We start from the raw sequence: 22,174 nt of genomic DNA, 5'->3' as shown, positions 1-22,174 counted from the left end.
ATCCCACCTCTCCCAACCCTGGCGACTTCGTGCGGCGCGGCGCGCCGGCCGTTGCTATGAATCCCGCCTTCGAGTCCGCTGGAGCGCATCGATGGTCAGGCCGTTGCTTCTCTCCCTGCTCTATGTGGCGACGTGGGGAATCCTCCGGTCCCTGTGGCCGGGCCTGCTGCAGGGGTGGCGTCGCTGGGTACTTGGCCCCCTGGCCGTGGTCTCCGTGGGGGTCTGGCTCTACCCCCTGATGGTGGGGCGACAGGCGGACGTGCCCTCCGTGCTGCGCATCGGCTCGGTGGGGATGACGATCGCCGCCGTCATCGTGGTGCTCGTCGGAGGCCCGCTGGTCCTGCTGCGCCGGTGGCTGGAGCGCCGCTCCCGGGCCGCCGCGCCACGGGCCCCCGCGCCGGCGCCGGAGCTCGCGGTGGAGGTGCCCCCGAGTCCGCTGGCTGGCGGCGCCATCAGCCGTCGCAACCTGTTGACCCACATGGGGCGGGCGGTGCCGGTGCTGGCGGCGGGGACGAGCACGGCGGGGCTGGCCAACGGCTCCTCGGGCTTCCAGGTGAAGGAGGTCGAGGTGCGACTGCCGAACCTCCCTCCCGCGTTGGATGGGTTCCGCATCGGGCAGATCACCGACGTCCACGTCGGCAACTTCATCGAAACGCGGGACCTGCGCGCGGCGGTGGCGGCGATGAACGCGGCCAAGGTCGACCTCCAGGTGATGACGGGGGACCTCATCGACGACCTGGACCAGCTCGACGACACCATGGCGGCCCTGGCGGAGTGCCAGGCGCCGCACGGGATGACGGCGGTGCTGGGCAATCACGAGCATTGGCGCGGGCTCGACGAGGTCCTGGGCGCATACGCGGCGCTGGAGGCGAAGGGCGCGCCGGTGCGGCTGCTGGTGGATGGCTCGCACGTCTTGGAGCATGCCGGGCAGCGCGTGCGCGTGGTGGGCGTGGACTACCCCATGTCCGGCCGGAGCCACCGGGTGAAGGCGGAGCGCATGCAGCGCTCCGCCGAGGTCGCGTTCCGGGACGTGGGGCGCGACGAGGTGGTGCTCTGCCTGTCACACCATCCGGACTTCTTCGACCTGGCGGCGGAGCGTGGCGCGCGGCTGACGCTGTCCGGACACACGCACGGCGGACAGGTGGCGGTGCTGGGCATGCCGGCGTTCTGGTTCGCCTTCAAGTACATGCTGGGCCGCTACCGCAATGGCGACCACCAGCTCTACGTGTCCGGCGGCACGGGCCACTGGATGCCCTTCCGACTGGGCGTCCCGGCCGAGGTGACGGTGCTCACCCTGCGCGCGGCGTGAGAGGATGGGGGCGAAGCCTCCGCGATGCCCTCCCCCCTCCACGCGCCTCCCCGACTCCCCCTGGATTGGTCGCCCTGGCAGCCGCTCGAGGGCGCGGGGAAGAACGCCGCGCTCTCCACGCGGCCCGGGCTCTACCGCATCCGACGCAGCGGCCGGCATGACCTCGATTACATCGGACAGACAGGTGGACGCGGGGGGCTGCGCGCGCGACTGCGAATGCTGAAGGGCGTCTATGCCGACGCCATGCCCTATCGGGACCCACACACCGCGGGGCCAGCGCTCTGGGCCTTGCGGCGCCTCGACGACATCCGCTTCGAGGTCTCCGTCGCAGAGGTGGAAGGCCCGGCCCCCTGGCGCAAGGGATTGGAAGCGCTCGCCATCGCGCAATACCGACAGCAGCAGGGTCGCTCGCCCTGGGTGAGCTTCGGGCGAATGCCTGTCGGCTTCCGGATGTCGAGCGCGAACAACACCCGCCTCGTGACACGAGGACTGCGCTTCCGCGGAGGGCCGACCGAAGACAGGCTCGACTGTCACGAGCCAGGAGTCGCGCCGGCTGGGACGCTCGAGGGCCCCGTCGAGGGCCCCACCTGGGGTGGACACGCGTGGACGCCATGGACACCCGTCACGAGGCTGGCGGCCACGTTGGAGCCCGGTGTCCCGGGGCTCTACCGCATCCGAGCGTCGACGCAGCGGGGACTCGTCTACGTGGGTGAAGGCGACGTCTCCGAGCGCGTCGCCGCGCACCTGGCCAAGGCTCGCAAGCGAGGGCATCGCCAGGCCACGGCCTTCCGCGCACTGGAGCGACTCGAGGTGTCCTGGGTCCTCGATGGGACATGGCGCAAACACCAAAGGCTGGAACTGGAGAACGACCTTCTCGCCTCGCACCTGCTGGTGATGGGAGGATGTCCGGCAGCCCAGTTCCTGGGCTGATTCGCAGTCAACGCTGGGGGGCAGATGAAACCGGTATCGCGTGCACTGGGAAATGCGCTCCTCGCGCATCACCGAAAGACCACACAGCTCCATCCCCCCGGGCCACATCTGGTAACGGAGCACTACACGATTTCCTACGGAGAACTCTGCCAGCAGGCAGGAGCCCCCTACGTGGTCCGACAGGTCGGGCAGCTCCTTCTGGAGGTCGCGGAATGGTGCGAGCGCTCCGGGTTCCCAGCCCTCAATGCCCTCGCGGTGAATGCGACCAGCGGAATGCCAGGAGATGGTTACGACGGGGCCGGAGGGTTCGCGCTCGTCAACTGGCCCGATGAGGTCGCCCGGAGCATTCGCTTCACGGGCTATCCTCCCGTGATTCCCTGAAGGAGCTGCTCACCCTCAACGCGGCCCGGGCTGCTGCCCGTACGTCTTGAACTTCTCCAGCACGCGCGCCATCTCCGCGTCGTCGAGCAGCACGGGGGTGCCCACCTGGAGCGCGCGCCAGTACATGGCGGCGAGCGTCTCCACCTCCACGGCCAGCTTGAAGACCTTCGGCAGGTCCGCCCCCACCGCCACCATGCCGTGGTTGCCCATGAGGCACGCCTTGCGGCCGTCCAGCGCCTCCAACACGTGGCGCGCCAGCTCCGGCGTGCCGAAGGTGGCATAGGGCGCGCAGCGCACGTCCGTCCCCCCCGCCGCCGACACCATGTAATGGAACGGCGGGATGCCCCGGTGCAGACACGCCAGCGTGGTGCAGAACATCGAGTGCGCGTGCAGCACCGCCCCCACCTCGGGCTTCGCGGCGAGGAGGTCCCGGTGGATCTGCCACTCCGACGACGGCGCCCGCCGCCCCTCATGGCTCCCGTCCAGGCGCATGAAGACGATGTCCTCGGGCACCAGCACGTCGTAATCCATCCCCGTGGGCGTCAGCAGGAAGCCTCCGTCCACGCGCTGGCTCAAGTTGCCGGACGTGCCCTGGTTGAGCCCCGAGGCATTCATCTTCCGGCACGTCTCGATCATCGCCTCGCGCAGCGCACGGTGCCCCGGCTCCCCGCTCACGACGCCCTCCCCGCCCGCTCCGGGAACAGGGAGCGCAACCCGTCCTCCGAGGCCGGACACACGCCGCGCTCCGTGACGAGCGCCGTCACCAGCCTCGCCGGCGTGACGTCGAAGCCGTAGTTCGCCGTGGGGCTCCCCTCCGGCGTCACCCGCACCGTCACCACGTCCCCCGACGGAAGCCGGCCCGTGATGTCGCTCACCTCCGTCCCCTCCCGCTGCTCGATGGGGATGTCCCGCACGCCGTCCTTCAACGTCCAGTCGATGGTGGGCGACGGCAGCGCCACGTAGAAGGGCACGCCCGTGTCCTTCGCCGCGAGCGCCTTGAGGTACGTGCCAATCTTGTTCGCCACGTCCCCCGACGCCGTGGTCCGGTCCGTCCCCACGATGCACAGGTCCACCTGCCCGTGCTGCATCAGGTGGCCTCCCACGTTGTCCGCGATGACGGTGTGCGGGACGCCGTGCTGCCCCAGCTCCCACGCCGTCAGCCCCGCGCCCTGGTTCCGGGGCCGCGTCTCGTCCACCCACACGTGGACGGGCAACCCCGCGTCATGCGCCAGATACACCGGCGACAGCGCCGTGCCCCAATCCACCGTGGCCAGCCAACCCGCGTTGCAGTGCGTGAGCACCTCCAACCGCCCCCGCCGCCCCTTGCGCTCCCACGCCGCCTCCAACAGCTTCAACCCATGCCCGCCGATGGCGCGGTTGATGGCCACGTCCTCGTCGCACACCTCGGCCGCGCGGCGCTTCGCGGCGGCCGCTCGCCCGGACGCGGGCAGCGGCGTCAACAGCCGGCGCATGTCCTCCAGCGCCCAGTGAAGATTGACCGCGGTGGGCCGCGTGGCCCCCAACAGCACGAGCGCCCGCTCCAGCGCCCCATCCGAGGCGTCCTCGCGCAGCGCGAGCCACACGCCATATGCCGCCGTGGCGCCGATGAGCGGCGCCCCCCGCACGCGCATCGCACGGATGGCGTGCGCCACCTCGTCCACCGTGGACAGCCGCGCGGTGACGAAGGCGTGGGGGAGCCGCGTCTGGTCGATGATGCCCACCGCCTGGCCGTCCTCCTCCAGCCAGACGGTGCGCATGGGCTTGCCGTGGACCTTCATCGGTCCAACATCCGGCCGGCGACGGCGGACAGCTTCTGCGCCATCTCCGCGTCCCGAGCCTCCGGCGCGGTGATGAGGGCGTGGTCCAGCGCGCGCTGGCAGCCCTGCCGACACGGCCCCTCGTGCGTGCCCAGCAGCGGCACCACGTTCCTCACCAGCCCCCGCGCCTTCCCGGCGTTGCCCAGCAGCACGGAGACCACCTGGTCCACCGTGACGGCGTCATGCTCCGGGTGCCAGCAGTCGAAGTCCGTCACCATGGCCACCGTCGCGTAACAGAGCTCCGCCTCCCGGGCGAGCTTCGCCTCCGGCATGTTCGTCATGCCGATGACGTCACAGCCCCAGCTCCGGTACAGGCGGCTCTCCGCGAGCGAGGAGAACTGCGGCCCCTCCATGGCGAGGTACGTGCCGCCCCGGTGCGCGGTGATGCCCAACCCCTCGCACGCGGCGACGACCGCCTCGCCCAGCCGCGAGCACACGGGCTTCGCCATCGACACGTGCGCGACCAGCCCCGGCCCGAAGAAGCTCTTCTCACGGGCGAACGTGCGGTCGATGAACTGGTCCACCACCACGAAGGCCCCCGGGGCCAGGTCCTCGCGCAGGCTGCCCACCGCGGACAGCGACAGCACGTCCGTCACCCCGCTGCGCTTGAGCGCGTCCAGGTTCGCCCGGAAGTTGATGTCACTCGGGGGAATCCGGTGGCCCCGGCCATGCCGGGGCAGGAAGACGACCTGCGTGTCCGCCAACGTGCCGAAGCACAGCTCGTCGGAAGGCTCTCCGAACGGCGAGGACACCTTCTTCCAGGTGACGTCCTTCAGACCGTCGATCTGGTACAGGCCACTGCCACCGATGATGCCGATGACGGGCCGCGCGGCGTGGGACATGGCAACCCCCTGTTCGAGTCCGCTTCCGTGAAGGCCCCAGCGTAGCGGACCCCGTGCCATCCGTCCCGCGCCACACCCCCGGTCCCAGTTGACTCCCTCGGCTGCCCTTCTATATTCAACCCCATGGTTGAACATAACGCCGCCCGGCTCGACGACACGTTCCACGCGCTGGCGGACCCCACGCGCCGCGCGATGTTGCGGAGCCTGTCCCTGCACGAGCGCAGCGTGGGCGAGCTGGCGGCCCCCTTCCAGATGTCGCTGGCGGCGGCCTCCAAGCACATCAAGGTGCTCGAGCGCGCCGGGCTGGTGCGTCGCGAGGTGAAGGGCCGCACGCACGTGTGCCGCCTGGACGCCGCGCCCCTGTCGGACATCCAGGAGTGGCTGCGCTACTACGAGCAGTTCTGGGGCGAGCGGCTCGACATGCTCGAGGCGCTCCTGCGCGCGGACACTCCCACGCCCCCGTCTGCTCCCACCCCCCGCAAGAAAGGACGCCTCCGATGAGCCCTCCGCCCATCCAGGTCCAGTTGCGCCGCCACTTCGCGGCCGCCGCCGAGCGTGTATTCGATGCCTGGCTCGACCCGGCCATGCTGCGCCAGTGGATGATGGGTCCCTCGGTCCGGGACGAGGTCGTCCTGCGCGTCGCCGTCGACGCGCGCGTGGGCGGCACGTTCTCCTTCTTCGTCCGGCGCGGGGACCTGGAGCTGGACCACGTGGGGACCTATCTGGAGCTGAGCCGCCCGCGGCGGCTCGTCTTCACCTGGGCCGTGCAGGTCGGCGCCGCGCCCCTGGCCGCCGAGGACCTCAGCCAGGTGACCCTGGACTTCGAAGCCCGCGACAACGGCTGTGTGTTGACGCTCACGCACACGATGGATGTGAAGTGGGCCGAGTACGCCCGTCGCACCGAGGCGGGCTGGACCACCATGCTCGGTGGACTGGACCGGGTGCTGTCCTCGGAGGTTCCCCATGGGTGAGTTCGGCACCGTCCCGGAGCCGCACGCGGTGCGCATCGAGCGCGTGTTGCCGGGACCCATCGAGCGCGTCTGGGCCTTCCTCACCGAGTCCGACAAGCGCGGCCTGTGGCTGGCGGCCGGGGAGATGGAGCCCCGGGTGGGCGGGCGCGTGGAGCTGCGCTTCTTCCACTCCACGCTGTCCCACGAACCCACGCCCCAGCGCTTCTCCCGGGGCGGTGGTGCGGAGGGACATCCGCAGAGTGGCCACGTCACCGCGTGGGAGCCGCCCCGCCTGTTGCGCTACACGTGGGGCGAGCAGTCCGGCGCCGCCTCGGAGGTCACGTTCGAGCTGAGCGCGCGGGCGACCGAGGACGTGCTGCTCGTGGTGACGCACCGGCGGCTCGTCACCCGGGGCGAGCGGGTCATGGTCGCGACGGGTTGGGACACGCACCTGCGACTGCTCTCGGACCGGCTGGAGGGCCGCGCGCCGCGGGGCTTCTGGTCCACGTTCGAGCAGGTGGAGGCGGAGTACGCGAAGCGCCTGCCGGCGGACTGAGTCACCGGGGGCTCGCGCGGCCGTACGCCCATGGCCGCGCGGCCTGACGCGCTCGCGAGGACGCTCCATTTTGTCGGGGAGACCCTCTCAACCCGGAGGCCCCATGAAGGTCCAAGAGGTCATGACGAGCAACCCCGTCACCTGCATGCCCGACACGGGCATCGAGCAGGCCGCGCGGTGGATGGTGGAGTGTGACTGCGGCGCGCTGCCGGTCGTCGACGAGAGCAACCGGCCGGTGGGCATCATCACCGACCGGGACATCACCTGTCGCATCGTCGCCAAGGGCAAGGACCCCTACATGCTCGACGTGAGGGACGCCATGTCCACGAACGTGGCCACGGTGTACGGCGACGCGAGCCTGGAGGAGTGCATGGAGTTGATGGAGGAGAACCAGGTCCGGCGCATGGTGGTGCTCGACGACGACGAGGCCCTCTGCGGCATGGTCACCCAGGCGGACCTGGTGAAGCACCTGCACGCGGAGGAGACGGCCGAGCTGATGCGCGAGGTCTCCATCGGGACGCCCGCACCCTCGCAAATCCACTGAAGCCCTCGGGCGGGCGGGAGCGCCTCACCTCCCGCCGAGCGCGAACGCGGCCATCCGCCGCACGCGCTCCGGCCCGGAGCGCTCCAGCACGTCGTTGTGTCCCGCCCCCGGCACCGTCTCCACCGTCGCGTGGGGGAAGCGCGCGCCGAGCCGCCGTCCCATGTCCACGGGGATGAGCGTGTCCTCCTCGCCGTGGATGACGAGCACCGGCAGGGAGAGCGCGGGCGCCTTCGCCCACGAGTCGAAGCGGTCCCTCGCCAGCCAGGAGGTGGGCAGGAACGGCAGCATGAGCGCGCCTATGTCCGCGATGGAGGTGTATGGGGACACGAGCATCACGCGGGAGCCATGGCCCCGCCGCGCCATCTCCACCGCCACCCCCGTGCCGAGGCTGCGTCCGCTGAGCACCGTGCGCTCGGGCGGCACGCCCTGCTGGCGCAGCCGCGCGAGGGCCGCCTCCGCCGCCGCGTAGATGCCCGCCTCCGTGGGCTGTCCGGGCGACGCGCCGTAGCCGGGATACTCGACGGCCAGGAAGCCCAGCCCGTGCTGGTGGAACACGGCGCCCAGGTCGAGCTGGTCCAGCAACTGCTCCCCGTTGCCATGGAAGTGCACCACCGTGGGCGCGCCCTCCGGCGCGGGCAGGTGGAGGATGTCCACGTACGCGCCGCCCTCCAGCGCCAGTTCGTCGAAGCCCTGGTTCCTGGGGAGGGGGATGGGCGCCTTCGGCGCGGGATACAGCAACGAGCGCTGGAGGAAGAACATCGCCGCGCACACCCCCACGTAGAGGATGGCGAGGAGGGAGCAGAGGATGAGGAGCATGCGGCGCGGGCGGAGACGGGGCATGGACAGAGCCCCAGTCTGCCCTAAGCGAACAGTCCCAGGGGCGTGGGTGGCGTGAAGCCCGGGAACACGCGGTCCAGGGCCACCCCGGGGCGGCAGGCCGTGAGCACCTCCGCCAGCGGCGCGCGCACGTCCGTCCACGCCGGCACGTCGCGCCCGTCCTGGAGCCGGTCCTCCGTCAGCGCCTGGAAGCGGCCATACACGCGTCCCCCCTTCACGCCGCCCCCGAGCACGAGCATCGCGCCGCCCACGCCGTGGTCGGTCCCCCGGCTGCCGTTCTCCCGCACGGTGCGACCGAACTCCGTCAGCACCACCACCGTCACCTGGTCCAACCGGGGTCCCAGGTCCTTCGCGAAGGCGGACAACGCGCCCGCCAGCTCTCCGCAGCGATTGGCGAACATCCCCGTCGCCGCGCCCTGGGCCGCGTGCGTGTCCCAACCGCCCATCTCCGTGACGGCCACCTCCAGCCCCATGTCCCCCCGGATGAGCCGCGCGATGTCACCCAGCCGTTGCCCCAGCGGGCCTCGCGGATACTCCACGTCCGGCGAGGCGGACAACGCGCTCAATCGCCCCGCGTCCAGCGTCGACAGGGCATCGAAGGCCTCCTCCCCCGTCGAGCGCAGCGCCTCGTCCACCGCGCCCGCGTAGAGCGCGGAGAAGCCTCGCGCGGCCTGCTCGCCGCGTTTGCCCGGACGCAGCTTGAACTCCTCCAGCCGCCCCAGCGCGAGCGCCCCCGAGCCCCCGAACAACGCGCGCGGCAGCGTGGGCTGCAACGCCACCGCGCGCAGCGGCGCGCCCGCGGCGTCGGACTCCAGCGCGCGGTTGAGCCAACCATCCGCCGTCGACTTGCGGTCCGGCGTCCCCGACTCGACGGCGTCCTGCGCGTCGAAGTGCGAGCGCATCGGCGTGGGCAGGCCGACCCCATGCAGCACCGCGAGCCGGCCCTCCGCCCACCAGGGCCGCAGCGGCGCCAACCGGGGATGCAGGGCGAAGTGCCCGTCGAGCGCGAGCGCCGCGTCGGGCCCCGTCGCCTTCAGCGCCAGCGTGGGCCGCGCGCGGTGGTACGCGTCGTCCGCGACGGGAGGCACCAGCGACAACCCGTCCACTCCGCCGCGAAGGAACAACGTCACCAACGTGCGTCGGGGCGCCGGTGTCGCGAGCGCGACCCGAGGAGCGAAGACGAGGCCCACGCCCGTCAGGCCGAGGGCACGCAGCAGGGCACGGCGGGAGAAGGTCGCGCTCATTGCTTCTGGAACTCCGGCGAGCCGAGCAGCAGCCCGGCGATGAGGGGCACATCCACGGGGGCGGGTTCGCCCTCCGCGCTGGCGGACTGCGCGCGACGCGACAGCGCCGAGAGGATGGTGGCGCGCGTCTCCTCCGACGGAGGTGTCCCCAGCAGCGCCACCCCGAGCGCGTCCACCCAGCCCTCCGCGGTGGGGCTGGTGGGCGTGGCCAATGACGCGAGCGCCACGCGCGTGCCGGGCAGCCGACCGGACACCAGGTCCAGGCTGAAGTTGAGCCGGGCCACCAGCGCGCCGCTGTTCACCCACGGCGCGGCGACCTCCGGGAAGCCCGTGGGCGCCGGCGCCCGGTAGAGCGGCTCGCCCATCCGGGCCAGCGCCTGCACCAGCCGGGGACGCACCGTCACGTCCGCGCGCGTGGCGCGCAGCGCCGACACCACGAACTCGAACGGCGTCTTCACCTTCGCGCCCCGCGCCTCCGGGGCCCAGAACTCCGGCGACCACACGAGCGCGCGATACACCGTGCGCAGGTCCCCGTCCGAGTCCAGGTACGCCTTCGCCACCCGCTCCACCAACGCGGGCGGCGGCGCGTCCGACACGAAGCGGCGAGCGAGCTTCAGCGCGAGGTGGCGCGCGGTGGCGGGGTGGCGCGCCAGCAGGTCCAACACCCGCTCCCCATCCTCCACGCCCCCGCGCGCGGGAATCGCCTGGCCGAGCACCTGCTTGGCCGCGGTGTCGTGCGCGCGACGACGGAAGGCGAACTCCGCGTCCTTGCGAGGACGTCGGATGCTCCAGCCCGTGAAGCACCGCGCCACCTCGCGCACGTCCGCCTGCGTGTAGCCGCCGTCCACCCCCAACGTGTGCAGCTCCAGGAGCTCGCGCGCGTAGTTCTCGTTGAGGCCGAGCTTCGGCGGAGACGCCTCGTCGTCATCCCCGTCGTCGTCCATCTCCATGTCGAGCGTCATCGACGCCCGGCGCCGCGCCAGCCGCTCGCGCGGGTCCGGCATGCCGTCCCGCGTGCTGCGCCAGTTGTCCAGGTAGAAGAGCATGGCGGGGTGCTTCGCCGTCGCGCCGAGCAGGTCCCGGAAGCGGCCGAAGACATGCGGGCGGATGACGTCCCGCTCGTACGACGTCACCATCCACCGCACCGCGCCCTTGTCCGCGGACACGTTGAAGTGGTTGAACCAGAAGTCCACCAGCACCTCTTCCAGCGCGTTCGGCCCCTCCACCGCCCGCAGCACCTTGGCGGCGGACAGCTCCAGGCCGATGAGCACCGGACGCTGCGTCTCCCGCCCATCCAACAGCGCCTGCTCGCGCCCCTTCTTCGCCGGGTAGTCCCGCAGCAGCTCCCGCGTGGACAGGGTCAGCGTGGGCAGGTCCCGCAGCCGCGCCTCCAGCGCCGGGGACGGCGCCGCAGCCACGCTCGCCAGCCTCGCCTCCAACCAACCCCGCACGCCCAGCCGCCGCGCCTCCTCCAGCGACGCCGGGGTGGGCCCGAAGGCCAGCCGTTGCAGCAGGTGCACCTCCGCGTCGGGTCCGAACGCCAGCGCCGGCTCCGACGCGGAAGGGAGCGGGTGCGCACCTTTCGCACATGACAACAGCACCACCAGGAGGGGGCAGAGGGACGCGATGCGCATGGGCATGGGCTCCAACCCCCGAACGGGCCGGAAGTTACGTCCCGCCTCGACGACGCGCCGCATCACCCCTGTCCACCTGCCCTCCCTGGTAGGCGGGTCGCCTAAATCAGACCCGATGTCAAACATCACTTGCCACGCGACGGGCGCGGGTGGCGGCCCACGATGTTGCTTGAACCTCGACCTCGGATGTTCTTCGTATGCATGCCAACGACAAGGATGGGTGTGCCCGGCCCCCGTCCCCTGCCCACGTGAGGCGTACATGCGCGTACCCCGGCGCGCCTCCCTCTCCCTGGTGCTGTGCCTGACCCTGGTGGGGGGGTGCTCGAGCTTTGGTTCGGATGACGACGCTGGCGGCTCCTCCGGAGGCCTCGAGGGGCCCTTCGTGCCGCTCGTGGACCTGCGGGCGGACGTGAACCGCGACGGCGTGGTCGACGTGAGCGCTGGCGGTGACGACGAGGTGGGCGAGGACACGTGGAGCGCGGAGCGCGGCGCCATCTTCCTGGCGAACCTGGACGACGACGAGAACCGCTGTCCCTTCAGCATGTCCCCCAGCAGGTTGAGCGACGACGCGCTGGCGGGGTGCCATGACGCCGCGGACTCGGTCGTCAACGGCGAGGACGACCTCGAGGACCTGGCGCGGCTGCGCGTGGTGGCCTGGCCGCAGGCGCCCAGGTCGACGCTGGCCACGGTGAGCGTGATTGGCGCGGGGCGGGACAAGGTGCGCCTCTTCAAGCGGACGTCCGGCGGCTTCACCTCGACGCGCCTCGCGTACGTCCAGACGCTGACGACGACGGAGCTGCGCCGCGGCGTGGAGTTGGCCATCGAGGCGAACGACATCGTCCGGGACCCCGCCAATTGGGATGGCTTCGTGGACGTCGTCCTCTCCATCTCCCACGCGAGCGCCCCGGAGAACGTGTTCCTCGACACGGTGCGCATGCGGGTGGCGCCCGTGGTGATGTTCCACCACCTGTCGCCCGCGCGGAACGTGTTCGTGTCCCGGCTGGAGGGTGACCCGGAGTCGGACCGCTTCCGCGCGGACCTGGGCGGCGCGCTCACGAGCGCCGGCGAGCCGATGACGATGTCCGAGTTCGCGGTGGATGACCTGTGGACCCAGGACTACTTCGAGCCCGCGTACATGGCCATGCCCGCGGCGGGCGGACGGCAGCACGCCATCCAGGTCAACTACCGCGCGGCGAACGTGAACTGGGACCCGGACTTCGCGACGCTGCGCAAGGCGGGCCGCATCGTCTTCTGGCTGCGCGGCCCGGACCAGGCCGCGGTGCAGCAGTACGAGGAGGGCATGTCGCGCGAGTCGCAGACGCTCAACTCCTTCGGCAACACGGAGGTCATCCCGCCCTACGAGCTGGGCGGGACGAAGTATCCGCTCGGCCGGCTGCTGCGCGGCCGCGGCCCCGACTCCGAGCCGGACTTCCAGCCCGACCCCAGCTTCACGCGCATGCTGGAGGCCCAGCGGGTCCAACCGCCGGTGTACCTCGACACCTCCTGGCTCGCGGTGGCCCACGTGGACGAGACGGTGAGCTTCCTGCCCGCGGACACGCCGCGCGGCTGGATTGCCCTGGTGGCGGACCCCGCCCTGGCGCGGCGCATGCTGATGGCGGTGCTGGAGCAGGGCCATGGCGACGCGAAGCTCTTCGTGGGCAAGAGCTGGGGCTTCGGCCGGCCGGCGGAGGCGACGGTGGAGGAGCTGCTGGACAACGCGTCGGTGATGGACTCCACGGCGCGGGCGGCGCTGGAGATCGACTCGCAGTTGACCGTGCTGCGAGAGGAGACGGGCCTCACCGACGACGAAATCGTCCGGGTCCCCTTCCTCTTCCAGGACTTCGCCAACGGCGCGGGCGCGCTCCAGCCCGGCACCGTCAACCTGCTGTCGGTGTCGCGCTCGCTCGTCATCGCGCCGGACCCGCATGGGCCGCTCGTCGGCGGGCAGGACCCGTTCAAGGTCCAGCTCGAGCAGGCGCTCGCGCCCTACGGCATCCGCGTGCACTGGACGGACACCTGGGAGCTGTATCACCTGGGAGGCGGCGAGGTGCACTGCGCGACCAACAGCGCGCGCGCGGTGCCGTCGACGAAGTGGTGGGAGGGCGGACGATGACGCGCTCGTGGATTCGCGGCCTGGGCGCCGCGCTGTGGCTCCTGTCCGCCTCCGCGCTGGCGCAGACGGCGGGGAGTGATTCGCTGGGGGCGCTGCGGGAGGAGGTCATCCGCGCGCGCCAGCAGACGCCGCAGGCCTTCACGCGGCTGGAGGAGGCCATCGGCCGGGTGACGCTCCTCGACTCGCGCAAGCGCGGCACGCTCGCCTCCGTCTCGCCCCTGTTCACGCAGTTGGGTCCGGAGGCGCTGTGGCCCATGGTGGAGCGCATCGCCTTCGACGCGAGCCTGGACCAGCCCGCGTGGGCCTCCGCGCAGCTGGCCCTCAAGGTGGGGCTGGTGGAGGCCACGGGCGCGCTGAGGGACGCACGCCTGTTGCCCCTGTGGAAGGACCTGCTGGAGGGCCCCGAGGAGCGGCGCCCGGTGCGGCGCGTGGCCGCGGTGGCGCTGGCGAAGCTGGACTCACCGGAGGCCGCCGCGCTGCTCATCACCCTGTCGCACCAGGAGGGCTCGCGCGGGTGGCTGGTGCGCGAGGCCATGGGGCAGTGCCGGCGGCTGGTGGTCGCCCAGGCGCTGGCGGAGGCGCTCGGCACGCGCCCGGCGGCCACGGAGGCGCGCAGGCTGGCGCAGGCCCTGGGCGACGTGGGCTCCGCGTGGGCCTGGAAGACGTCCCAGGCGCGCGCGCGCGCCGAGGAGGGCGAGGTGCGACGCGTGGCCGCCCAGGCCCTGTTGGGCGCGTGGCTCGCCTACGAGGGAGACGTCCGCCTGGCGCTCACGAACGCGCTCCTGCGCGTCGACGCGCCGGAGACGCAGGCCCTCATCGACGCGGCCCAGACGCGGCAATCCGGGAGCGGCGCCGCGGCACTGGCCTCGCTGGCCGAGCGCCTGCGCAACAACCCGCTGCGCTGAGCGCTCAGGGAGACTCTATCTCCATGCGGTAGCCCACCCCGCGCACCGTCTGGATGGCGAAGCGCGAGGCGCTGTTCCACCCGAGCTTCTTCTTCAGGCTGGAGACGAAGTTGTCCACGGTGTGCGGGTCCACGACGACGTCACGGCCCCACACCGCGTCGAGGATGTCGTCGCGGCGCAGCACGCGCTCCCGCTCGCGCACGAGGAAGGCCAGCAGGTCGAACTCCGTGCGCGTCAGCTCCACGACCGCGCCCTCCAGCGACTCCACCTTGCGCCGGTCCAGGTCCAGCTTGTAGCCGCCGAAGCGCACCAGCTTCGAGGGCGCGCCGCCGCCCGCGCGGCGCACGAGCGCCCCCACCCGCGCCAGCAGCTCCCTCAGCCGGTAGGGCTTGCCCAGGTAGTCCTGCGCCCCCGCCTCGAAGCCGCGCACCACGTCGTCCTCCAGCGTGCGCGCGGTGAGCATCAGCACCGGGCTGGTGACGCCCTCCTCGCGCAGGGCGCGGCACAGCGAATAGCCGTCCCCGTCCGGCAGCATGACGTCGAGCAGGATGAGCTGGAAGGCGCGGCGGGACAGGTGCTCGCGCGCCTCGCGCACGCTGGCCGCCTCTTCCACGGCGTAGCCGCCCTGGTGCTCCAGGCTGTCGCGCAGCGCGAGCCGCAGGTTGGGGTCGTCCTCGACCAGGAGGATGGTGGGGCTGGGCTGGGTCATGTCGTCGCGGTGGGGGGGAAGGTGAGTTCGAAGGTGGTGCCCTCGGCGCTGGAGGCCACGACGCGCAGCGTACCTCCGTGCAGGCGCATGATGCGGCGGCACAGCGCGAGCCCCAGGCCGCTGCCGGGCACCTCGCGGCCCTGGCCGGGCAGCCGGACGAACTCGCCGAAGACGCGCTCCCAGTCCGTCGCGGGGATGCCCACGCCGTTGTCCGAGAAGCGCACCCGACCGCCCGGCAGCGCCTCCACGCGCAGGCGCACGGGGTCGCGTGTGTTGTACGCACACGCGTTGCGCGCGAGGTTGGAGAGCAACAGGCGCACCAACTGCGCGTCGGCCCGGAGCGACAGCTCGCCCACCTGGGCCTCCAGCGCCACCGGCACCTTCGACCAGGACTCCAGGTCGCGACGCAGGAGCGACACCAGCTCGTCCAGGCGGACCGGCTCCAACCGGGGCACCCAGCGGCCCTTGTCGATGCGGTTGAAGGACAGGAGGTTCTCCACCAGGAAGCCCAGCCCGTCCGCCTCGCGGACGATGCGCCCCGGGTAGTCGCGTGCCTCCGCGCCCTCCGCCAGTCGCCACTCCAGCGTCTCCGCCAGCAGCCGGATGGAGGCCAGGGGCGTGCGCAGCTCGTGCGACACGGTGGCCACGAAGTCGCTCTTCAACTCCAGGAAGCGGTACTTGCGGTGCTGGGCGAGGAAGGCCAGCGCGGCGATGCCCAGCGCCAGGCCCGCGCACGCCACCACCATGCCCGTCTTGAGGCGGTAGCGCCGCTCCAGCGCGTCCTCCGCCCGCGCCCACTCCGGCGTGTCCACCGACAGCGGCAGCCCCTCCAGCGGGAGCAGCGCCGCGTCGCCCAACAGCCGCACCCGGCCCTGAGCGTCCAGCAGCCCGCGCTCGCGCATCTCCCGCGTGAGGGCGTCGAGCAGCGCGCCCGCGTCCACCGCCACGCCGCGCACCTGGTTGCCGCCTCGCGGCTCCAGGTACCACCCCGCGCGCACCAGCGCGGGCCCCGGGACGGACTCCGGCAGGGCCAGGGGCCCGTCCGCCAGCTCCCGCGCGCGCGCCTCGAAGTCGTCCACCGGCGCCCCCACCTTCCGGGAGAGGGCCACCACGCGCTCGCGCAGGAAGGCGAAGTCCCCCGGCGTGAAGCGCGAGCGGCGCGACAGGAGCAGGCGCTGGAGGCCCTCCATCCGACCGCCCTTGCCGTCCGCCAGCCCGTCGCGCACCAGCGCGTGCATGAGCTGGGGCACCGGGTCTCCCCGCTCCGCCAGCGCTTCCAGCACCACCAGCAGGCCCGGCACGTCGCGCGTGGAGGCGAGCACGTACTGCGCGCGGTGCTGGAGCAGCCCCATCAGCGCCACCGTGGAGCCGCGTCGGTCTCCCCGCGCGAGCGCGACCTCCACCGCGCGCGTGCGCGCCAGGCGCTCCGCCCACGGGTCCTCCAGGTCGTCCGCCACCTCCGTGCCCGCGCGCAGCCGCGCGTAGCGCTCCCGGGCGGGCGTGGCGTCCCCGGTGTCGTGGAGCGAGAGCCGGGGCAGCACCTGGGCCCCGCGCTCGCGGAGGTACAGGCCCGCGGCCGGGGCCAGCGGGTCGCCCACCGCGGCGTCCAGGGAGGACTTCGCCGCCTCCAGGCGGTCCCGCAGCGACTGCGCGAGCGACGCCCGGGCGTACTGCTCCAGCGCCTCGCGCCGCGACTGGAGCGACTGGCGCGCGTCCTCGCGCTCGGTGGCGAAGATGCGCTGCAGCGAGCCCAGGCCCCAGGCCAACCCCACGAGGCCGACCACCAGCGCGACGAGCAAGGGGAGCAGCCTGCGGAACATTCGCGCCTACTTCCCCGGCCCGGGGACGTTGTCCATGTCCATGTTGGACAGCGTCGACGCGGGTCCGTAGAGGTCCTTGCGGTGGTCCAGCGCTCCGGCCTTCTTGATGAGCGCGCCCAGCTCCACCACGTCCGGCCGCTCCGTCAGGGGCGCCCCCACCTCCTCCCAGAGCGCGTGCAGCCGCGCCCAGTCGAGCGAGCGCGTCCAGTACGAGCCGCGCAGCTTCTCCGCGAACGCCGCGGCCACGTATGCCAGCCGCGTGGCGGGGGCCACCTTCGCCGCGCTGGAGCGCAGGGTGCTGGACGGCATCAGCATCTGCACCCGGCGCCACATGGTGTTCTCGCCCTGCTCGTAGAGGATGCGCAGCGTGCCGAAGGCGATGGCGGGCCGCAGCAGCTTCACCTCGTAGATGGCGGTGACACACGCGCCCTTCGCCAGGGGGACCGGCGTCTCCTCGTCGTCGTCCGAGGGCTTCTCCGGCGTGGCGCTCTGGTTCTCGTAGCCCACCAGGCGGTAGCGGGACACCGCGCCGCGCTCGAACTCCAACTGCACGCCCACGTCGGAGAGGGCCTCGCGCGCGCAGACGCTCACGCGCACGACGTGGTAGCCCTTGCGGCTCGGGGACGGGAAGCCCTCCACGGTGAGGAAGAAGAGCCCCACCTGCTCGCCCGAGGGCCCCAGGTCGAAGCTGTTGACGAAGTCCTCCACCCGCACCGACTCCTCGGCGGGGAGCGTGTCCCGCTCCAGGTAGCCCCGGGCCAGCGCGTACGAGGCCGTGCTCATTTGGAAGGTGTAGGTGGAGACGCGCTCCTCCTCCGTGTCGATGGTCGGGTTGACGCCATGGCCCCGCGTGTCCGAGTCCCGCAGGGGCTTGCTCCCGGGGAACATCTGCGCGAACGCGCTGGCGCCGTCCCGCGGCGGCGGGTTTTGCGGCAGCGCCCAGGGCGGCGCGCGGTCCCGGATGTCTCCCACGCGCGGCGCGGCCATCCACGCGACCCCGTCCGACTCCAACCTCAGCGGGGGCGCGAAGGGCGCGAGCGGCTGGAAGGTGGAGCCGGAGACCGCGGCCAGCGCGGGGTGGAGCGCGACGGGGGCCTCGCGACGGGGGCCCGCCTTCACCTCCACGTCCGTGCGCGTGACGGGAGAGAACGACTCCTTCTCGAAGCGCAGCGCGTAGCGCCCCGGCGGCAGGCGCAGCGTATAGAGGCCGCGCGCGTCCGTGGTGGTGACCCGCTCGCCCTGGAGCACGGGCGAGGCCGCGGACACCTTCACGCCCGCGAGCGGCTGCTGGCTGAGCGCGTGGAGCACGGAGCCCGTGAGCGAGCCCTCCTGCCCCAGCGCCGGCAGGGCGAGGAGCACGAGGAGGCAGCAGAGCCAGCGCGCGGATGTGGACTTCATCGTGACGACGACCCGTCTGCCCCGCCAGGGGCCTTTCCTCCGAGACCCTCCCAGCGTGCCGCAGGTGGCCCCCGGCTTCATCATGGTTCCATCACGAGGCGGGGCCCCGGCGAGCGGGCTACTTCTCCGGCTCGAAGGGGACATCCAACACGGGCCGGGTCTTCGCGTCCGGCAGGTCGAAGTGCCACCACTCCATGCGGTTGGGCGAGAAGCCCGCGCCCTCCATCGCCTCGCGGAGGACCTCCCGGTGCTCGCGCGACGCCTCGGTGCCACCGGCGTAGCCCTGGTGGGCCGCCGGCGTGAAGGTGTCGAAGGGCGTGGGCATCTCCACCTCCTGGCCCTCCAGCGTCACCAGCGTGAGGTCCACCGCCCCGCCCCGGTTGTGGTTGGAGCCCTTGCGCGGGTCCGCCACGTACCCGGGCACGGGCATGATCTTCCACATCTCCCACTGCACCGCGCGGGGCCGGTAGCAGTCGTAGACCTTGAGCCGGTAGCCGCGCGGCCGCAGCACGTCCGCCGCCGCCTTCAGCTTCTGGGCGGACTCCGGCAACAGCAGGCACCGCGCCGTGTCCGGATACACCTTGCGCTCGAGGAAGTTGTCCGCCGTCGCGTAGCGCAGGTCCAGCACCAGGTCCTTCACCACCGTGGTGGCGTCCACGAGCGGCGCGGCCTTCGCGGCGGCCGGCTTCGCGGACGGGGCGGGCTTCCGGGCCGGTGGCGTCACGTCCTCGGCGAGCGCCGCGCTCCCCAGCGACAGCCCCAGCACCACGCCCCACGTCCGCGTCGCCATCGTCATGCCCCCACCGTGTAGCGCGTCGGGTCCGGCACGCCCGCCTCCTCGAAGCCCTTCTTGCGCAGGAGGCAACTGTCGCACCGGCCGCACGCGGCGCCCTGCGCGTCCGGGTCGTAGCAGGAGTGCGTCATCCCGTAGTCCACGCCCAGCTTCACGCCCTCGCGGATGATGTCCGCCTTGCTCAGGCCGGACAGGGGCGCGTGCACCGTGAAGCGCGCGCCCTCCACGCCCGCCTTGGTGGCCAGGTTGGCCATCGCCTCGAACGAGCGGATGAACTCCGGCCGGCAGTCCGGGTAGCCGCTGTAGTCCACCGCGTTGACGCCGATGTAGAGGTCCGTCGCGCCCACGACCTCCGCGAGCCCCAGCGCCAGCGAGAGGAACAGCGCGTTGCGCGCCGGCACGTACGTCACCGGGATGCCGTGGTCCATCTCCTCCGCGGGCCGGTCCTTGGGCACGTCGATGTCCGCGGTGAGGGCCGAGCCGCCCACCTGCCGCAGGTCGATGGACACCACGCGCAGGTCCTTCACGCCCATGGCGCTGGCCACCGCGCGCGCCTTCTCCAGCTCCACCGCGTGCCGCTGGCCATACGCCACCGACAGGCACACCGGCTCGAAGCCGCTCGCCCGCGCCATGGCCACGCACGTCGTGGAATCCAGCCCTCCGGAGAACAGCACCACCGCCCGCTTCGTCATCAGTCCCTCCGTACGCCCTGAACCTTGTACGCCGTCTTGCACGAGGTGGGATTACACGTACAGGAGCCGGGCAGGAAGAGGTCCGTCAACGTGCCGCACGCCAGCGCCACGTCGTAGCCGTTCTCCGTGGGCGCCGGGATGCTGCCGTCGGGGATTCCCCCGTCGAAGCCGCCGCAGCTCCGGTCGAGCGCGGTCGCCTGGCTGTCGCTGAAGAGCGTCACGCTCAGCGCCTCCTCGATTTGCGAGTCCTTGCAGTCCGTCCCACACGTGGAGCGGGGCGCCGTCGCGCGCAGCGTGGACGTGACGCCCTGGCCCTCGAACTTCGCCTCGCGGTCGAAGCCCTGCACCGTGAACCACCCGGCGGTGCCCGCGTCGTCGCGGGAGAAGGTGCCCTCGAAGCGGAAGACCCCCGCGTCGTCCACCAGGGCGAACTCCGGCATGGAGGCGTCACAGGTGGTGTTGGCCCGGTCGAGGCGGGCCTCGAACTGGAACGTGCCCACCAACTGGGAGCCCGGGAACACCGGGTCCGAGGAGCAGGCCATGGCCGCCGCGACGGCCGCGACCGGCAGCGCGGCGATGACAAGACGCTTCAGGTGCATACGGCGCGGGAGGCTACACGGCTACCCGCGTCCGAGCACGGAAAGGGCCACCGCCTGGAAGGCCCCTCCCCGGGCGAGCACCGCTCCCACATCCACCCGCGACGGGTCACTCCCCCGCACCTCGTCGTCCAGGCGCGCCAGCACGCGTCCGGCCGCGAGCGACGCGGGCACCGCCGCGAAGGCGGCCACCGCCGCCGCGTCGAGCTCCGGAACGGCGCCCGGCCGAGACAGCTTCACGCCCGCCTCCCCCAGCGCCAGCGCCAGGGCGCACAGGTAGCCCAGCTCCACCGGGCCGAAGCACGCCAGCGCGCCCGCGCCCAGGACGAGCTCCCCGGGACTGGAGAGGTACGCCTCCACACCGCCGGTGGGGTCCACGCTCACGCCCAGCCCCCCCGCGCCCAGTGAAGCCAGGAGCGGGCGCAGCGCGGCGAACAGGCGCGGGAAGCGCTCGTCCGACACCCGCAGCGCGCCCTCGGGGAGCGGGTGAGCGAAGCCCCCGGGCACCGGCAGCGGCACCACCGACACCGCGGCGGTCGTCGCCGTGCTGGAGGCCAGGGCCGCGCCGATGCCGTCCGCGCGCTCCGCGGCCTCCGCCTGCCCGAGCCCTCGCAGGGCCTCCGCGAACAGCGTCCAGCCATCCATGTCCAGCGGCTGGGCGCGCAGGAGCGTGGGCCACAGCCGGGCGGCGAGCGGAGCACCCTCGGGCACCGGAGACAGCCGCTCGGCCGACAACCGCAGGACCTCCGGAGACAGGCGCCCCGCGTCGAACAGCCGCTCGGCGAGCCGCGCCGCGGGCGCCACCAACTGCGCGTCCAGGTAGCCCCGGAGGATGGACTCCAGCACCGCCGGCTCGTCCGTGAGCCGCTCGCGCAACTGGAGCGCCTCGCCGGTCCGGCCCCGCTGCTCCGCCAGCCGCGCGCGGCGCGCCAGCCGCTCCTCCGTCTCCGGCAGCGCCTCCAACTGCGCGGCGGCGTCGGCCACCTGTCCCAGCGCCTCGTAGGCGTCCGCCAGCCGCTCGCGGTGGGGCATGGCCGCCTCCGGGCCCTCCTCCACCGTCAGCCGCTCCGCCAGCGACACGAAGACCGCGGGCTCGCGCGCCTCGTCCACCAGCGCCAGCAGGTTGCGCAGCGCCCGCGTCATGGCGCCGTCGTCCTCGAGCGCGCGCTCGAACGCGGCGCGGGCCTCCTCCGGCCGGTCCAGCGGGCTGAGCAGCAGCTCGCCCTGCTCCAGGTGCAGCCCGGCGCGGGCGCGGGCGTCGTCCTCCCCTGCGATGAGCCGCGCCAGCGTGCGCGCCGCGGCGTCGAAGCGCCCCAGCTCGACCTCGAGGGTGTGGCGCTCGCGCAGCAGCCCCTGGCGCCGCGCGGGCCACCCCTCGGCGGCCATGGCCAGCGCTTCCTCGCGCGCGTCCACCGGCAGCGCGCGCACGCGCTGGAGCACCGCCTCGGAGAGCACCTCCGGCAGTTCCCCCAGGTGCGGCAGGAGCAACGTGAGGCGCGGCGCGAAGCCCGGGTCCGACGCCAGCTCCTCCAGGGCCCGCAGCCGCTGGAGCACCGGGGAGCGGGCCGAGCGCAGCACCTCGTCGCGAAGGGCCACGGCGAAGGCGGCGTCGCGCGCGACGGACAAGCCCGCCAGCTCCAGCAGTCCCTCCGCGTCGCGCTCCTCGCGCAGGCCGTCCGCGAGCGCCGAGGCGTGCGCGGCGTCCGCGTCCGGCAGCGCGGCCAGCGCCCACAGCGCCTCGCGGGTGCGGGCCTCGTCGCCCGCCTGCGCGGCCATCGCCAGCGCGTCCGTGAGGTCGCCCGCGGCCATGGCGGGCGCGAAGCCCACGTCCAGGGCGCGGGAGAAGGCCCCCAGCCGGCCGAAGCGCTCCGCCAGCTCCGAAGGGGCCAGCATGTCCGGGGCCTCGGCGGCGATGCGCTCGATGACCTCCAGCGCCTCGCCGTGCTCGTTCGCCTTCTCCCAGAGGTCCGCCGCCTCCAGGAGCAGCGGCGGCCGCTCCTCGGGGGCCGCCAGCCGCGCGGCCTGGAGCAGCGCGCGGGCGGCCCGGGGCGCGTCGCCCGAGGCGCGGTGCAGGTGCGCCACGCGCAGCGCCGCGTCCACGTCC

20 protein-coding genes and 1 pseudogene are annotated in these 22,174 nt (G+C 72.8%); 8 read left to right on the top strand and 13 right to left on the bottom strand.

Annotation, left to right across the window (positions count from 1 at the left end):
* The first annotated feature begins 91 nt into the window (after positions 1–91).
* Positions 92–1,309 (top strand): metallophosphoesterase, encoded by a 1,218-nt coding sequence (locus LZ198_RS36385; protein WP_253976738.1) that lies wholly within the window; start codon positions 92–94, stop codon positions 1,307–1,309.
* 24 nt (positions 1,310–1,333) lie between these two features.
* Positions 1,334–2,239, top strand: coding sequence for a hypothetical protein (locus LZ198_RS36380; RefSeq protein WP_253976737.1), 906 nt, complete (start codon positions 1,334–1,336; stop codon positions 2,237–2,239).
* Positions 2,240–2,635: 396 nt separating this feature from the next.
* Here the strand turns inward: LZ198_RS36380 and LZ198_RS36375 are convergent, their stop codons facing one another.
* The 3 genes from LZ198_RS36375 to LZ198_RS36365 are packed head-to-tail and all read right to left on the bottom strand — an operon-like array spanning position 2,636 to position 5,279.
* The gene (locus LZ198_RS36375; protein ID WP_253976736.1) at positions 2,636–3,295 is read right to left on the bottom strand and encodes a class II aldolase/adducin family protein; all 660 of its coding nucleotides are present in this window, start codon (positions 3,293–3,295) and stop codon (positions 2,636–2,638) included.
* Positions 3,292–4,398 carry an S-methyl-5-thioribose-1-phosphate isomerase gene (gene mtnA / locus LZ198_RS36370; protein ID WP_253976735.1) on the bottom strand — a complete coding sequence of 369 codons (1,107 nt, stop codon included), beginning with the start codon at positions 4,396–4,398 and terminating at the stop codon, positions 3,292–3,294. Before mtnA ends, LZ198_RS36375 begins: the two co-directional genes overlap by 4 nt.
* A complete protein-coding gene (locus tag LZ198_RS36365) occupies positions 4,395–5,279 on the bottom strand; it encodes an S-methyl-5'-thioadenosine phosphorylase (RefSeq protein ID WP_253976734.1) in 885 nt (294 codons plus the stop codon). The genes mtnA and LZ198_RS36365 overlap by 4 nt, the downstream gene beginning before the upstream one ends.
* Before the next feature lie 123 nt (positions 5,280–5,402).
* On the opposite strand from LZ198_RS36365, the gene LZ198_RS36360 reads away from it, so the two are divergent.
* The 4 genes from LZ198_RS36360 (at position 5,403) to LZ198_RS36345 (ending at position 7,329) form a co-directional block, all read left to right on the top strand.
* Positions 5,403–5,780, top strand: coding sequence for an ArsR/SmtB family transcription factor (locus tag LZ198_RS36360; RefSeq protein WP_253976733.1), 378 nt, complete (start codon positions 5,403–5,405; stop codon positions 5,778–5,780).
* A complete protein-coding gene (locus LZ198_RS36355; RefSeq protein ID WP_253976732.1) occupies positions 5,777–6,250 on the top strand; it encodes an SRPBCC family protein in 474 nt (157 codons plus the stop codon). Before LZ198_RS36360 ends, LZ198_RS36355 begins: the two co-directional genes overlap by 4 nt.
* Entirely contained in the window at positions 6,243–6,785 is a 543-nt protein-coding gene (locus tag LZ198_RS36350) for an SRPBCC family protein (RefSeq protein WP_253976731.1), read from the top strand. Before LZ198_RS36355 ends, LZ198_RS36350 begins: the two co-directional genes overlap by 8 nt.
* A 103-nt stretch (positions 6,786–6,888) precedes the next feature.
* Positions 6,889–7,329: a CBS domain-containing protein gene (locus LZ198_RS36345; RefSeq protein ID WP_253976730.1), complete on the top strand. Its 441-nt coding sequence runs from the start codon at positions 6,889–6,891 to the stop codon at positions 7,327–7,329.
* A gap of 24 nt (positions 7,330–7,353) precedes the next feature.
* On the opposite strand, the gene LZ198_RS36340 is transcribed toward LZ198_RS36345, so the two are convergent.
* The 3 genes from LZ198_RS36340 to LZ198_RS36330 are packed head-to-tail and all read right to left on the bottom strand — an operon-like array spanning position 7,354 to position 11,044.
* The gene (locus tag LZ198_RS36340; protein WP_253976729.1) at positions 7,354–8,169 is read right to left on the bottom strand and encodes an alpha/beta hydrolase; all 816 of its coding nucleotides are present in this window, start codon (positions 8,167–8,169) and stop codon (positions 7,354–7,356) included.
* Between the two features lie 20 nt (positions 8,170–8,189).
* Complete coding sequence (locus LZ198_RS36335; RefSeq protein ID WP_253976728.1) at positions 8,190–9,410, bottom strand: DUF1501 domain-containing protein; 1,221 nt, start codon at positions 9,408–9,410, stop codon at positions 8,190–8,192.
* The gene (locus tag LZ198_RS36330; RefSeq protein ID WP_253976727.1) at positions 9,407–11,044 is read right to left on the bottom strand and encodes a DUF1800 domain-containing protein; all 1,638 of its coding nucleotides are present in this window, start codon (positions 11,042–11,044) and stop codon (positions 9,407–9,409) included. Before LZ198_RS36330 ends, LZ198_RS36335 begins: the two co-directional genes overlap by 4 nt.
* A gap of 259 nt (positions 11,045–11,303) precedes the next feature.
* Between LZ198_RS36330 and LZ198_RS36325 the strand changes: the two genes are divergently transcribed.
* Positions 11,304–13,157: a protein-arginine deiminase domain-containing protein gene (locus LZ198_RS36325; RefSeq protein WP_253976726.1), complete on the top strand. Its 1,854-nt coding sequence runs from the start codon at positions 11,304–11,306 to the stop codon at positions 13,155–13,157.
* Complete coding sequence (locus LZ198_RS36320) at positions 13,154–14,062, top strand: HEAT repeat domain-containing protein (protein WP_253976725.1); 909 nt, start codon at positions 13,154–13,156, stop codon at positions 14,060–14,062. The genes LZ198_RS36325 and LZ198_RS36320 overlap by 4 nt, the downstream gene beginning before the upstream one ends.
* A gap of 4 nt (positions 14,063–14,066) precedes the next feature.
* Here LZ198_RS36320 and LZ198_RS36315 read toward each other — a convergent pair whose 3' ends face one another.
* The 7 genes and pseudogenes from LZ198_RS36315 to LZ198_RS36285 all read right to left on the bottom strand — a co-directional run.
* Positions 14,067–14,771 carry a response regulator transcription factor gene (locus LZ198_RS36315; RefSeq protein ID WP_253976724.1) on the bottom strand — a complete coding sequence of 235 codons (705 nt, stop codon included), beginning with the start codon at positions 14,769–14,771 and terminating at the stop codon, positions 14,067–14,069.
* Positions 14,768–16,591, bottom strand: a complete 1,824-nt coding sequence (locus LZ198_RS36310; protein ID WP_253976723.1) for a sensor histidine kinase — start codon at positions 16,589–16,591, stop codon at positions 14,768–14,770. The genes LZ198_RS36315 and LZ198_RS36310 overlap by 4 nt, the downstream gene beginning before the upstream one ends.
* A 6-nt stretch (positions 16,592–16,597) precedes the next feature.
* Complete coding sequence (locus LZ198_RS36305; protein WP_253976722.1) at positions 16,598–17,989, bottom strand: YfbK domain-containing protein; 1,392 nt, start codon at positions 17,987–17,989, stop codon at positions 16,598–16,600.
* Between the two features lie 118 nt (positions 17,990–18,107).
* The gene (locus LZ198_RS36300; RefSeq protein ID WP_253976721.1) at positions 18,108–18,779 is read right to left on the bottom strand and encodes a M15 family metallopeptidase; all 672 of its coding nucleotides are present in this window, start codon (positions 18,777–18,779) and stop codon (positions 18,108–18,110) included.
* Between the two features lie 2 nt (positions 18,780–18,781).
* A complete protein-coding gene (gene queC, locus LZ198_RS36295) occupies positions 18,782–19,474 on the bottom strand; it encodes a 7-cyano-7-deazaguanine synthase QueC (RefSeq protein ID WP_253976720.1) in 693 nt (230 codons plus the stop codon).
* On the bottom strand, positions 19,474–20,073 hold the full coding sequence (locus tag LZ198_RS36290; RefSeq protein ID WP_253976719.1) for a hypothetical protein: 600 nt from the start codon (positions 20,071–20,073) through the stop codon (positions 19,474–19,476). Before LZ198_RS36290 ends, queC begins: the two co-directional genes overlap by 1 nt.
* Positions 20,074–20,094: 21 nt before the next feature.
* Positions 20,095–22,174: pseudogene (locus LZ198_RS36285) on the bottom strand (flagellar hook-length control protein FliK); the annotation flags it as partial.

The sequence above is a fragment of the Myxococcus dinghuensis genome, assembly GCF_024198235.1.
GTDB lineage: Bacteria > Myxococcota > Myxococcia > Myxococcales > Myxococcaceae > Myxococcus > Myxococcus dinghuensis.
The sequence above is the reverse complement of the archived record's forward strand: the minus strand, read 5'-3'. Positions and strand labels throughout refer to the sequence as shown.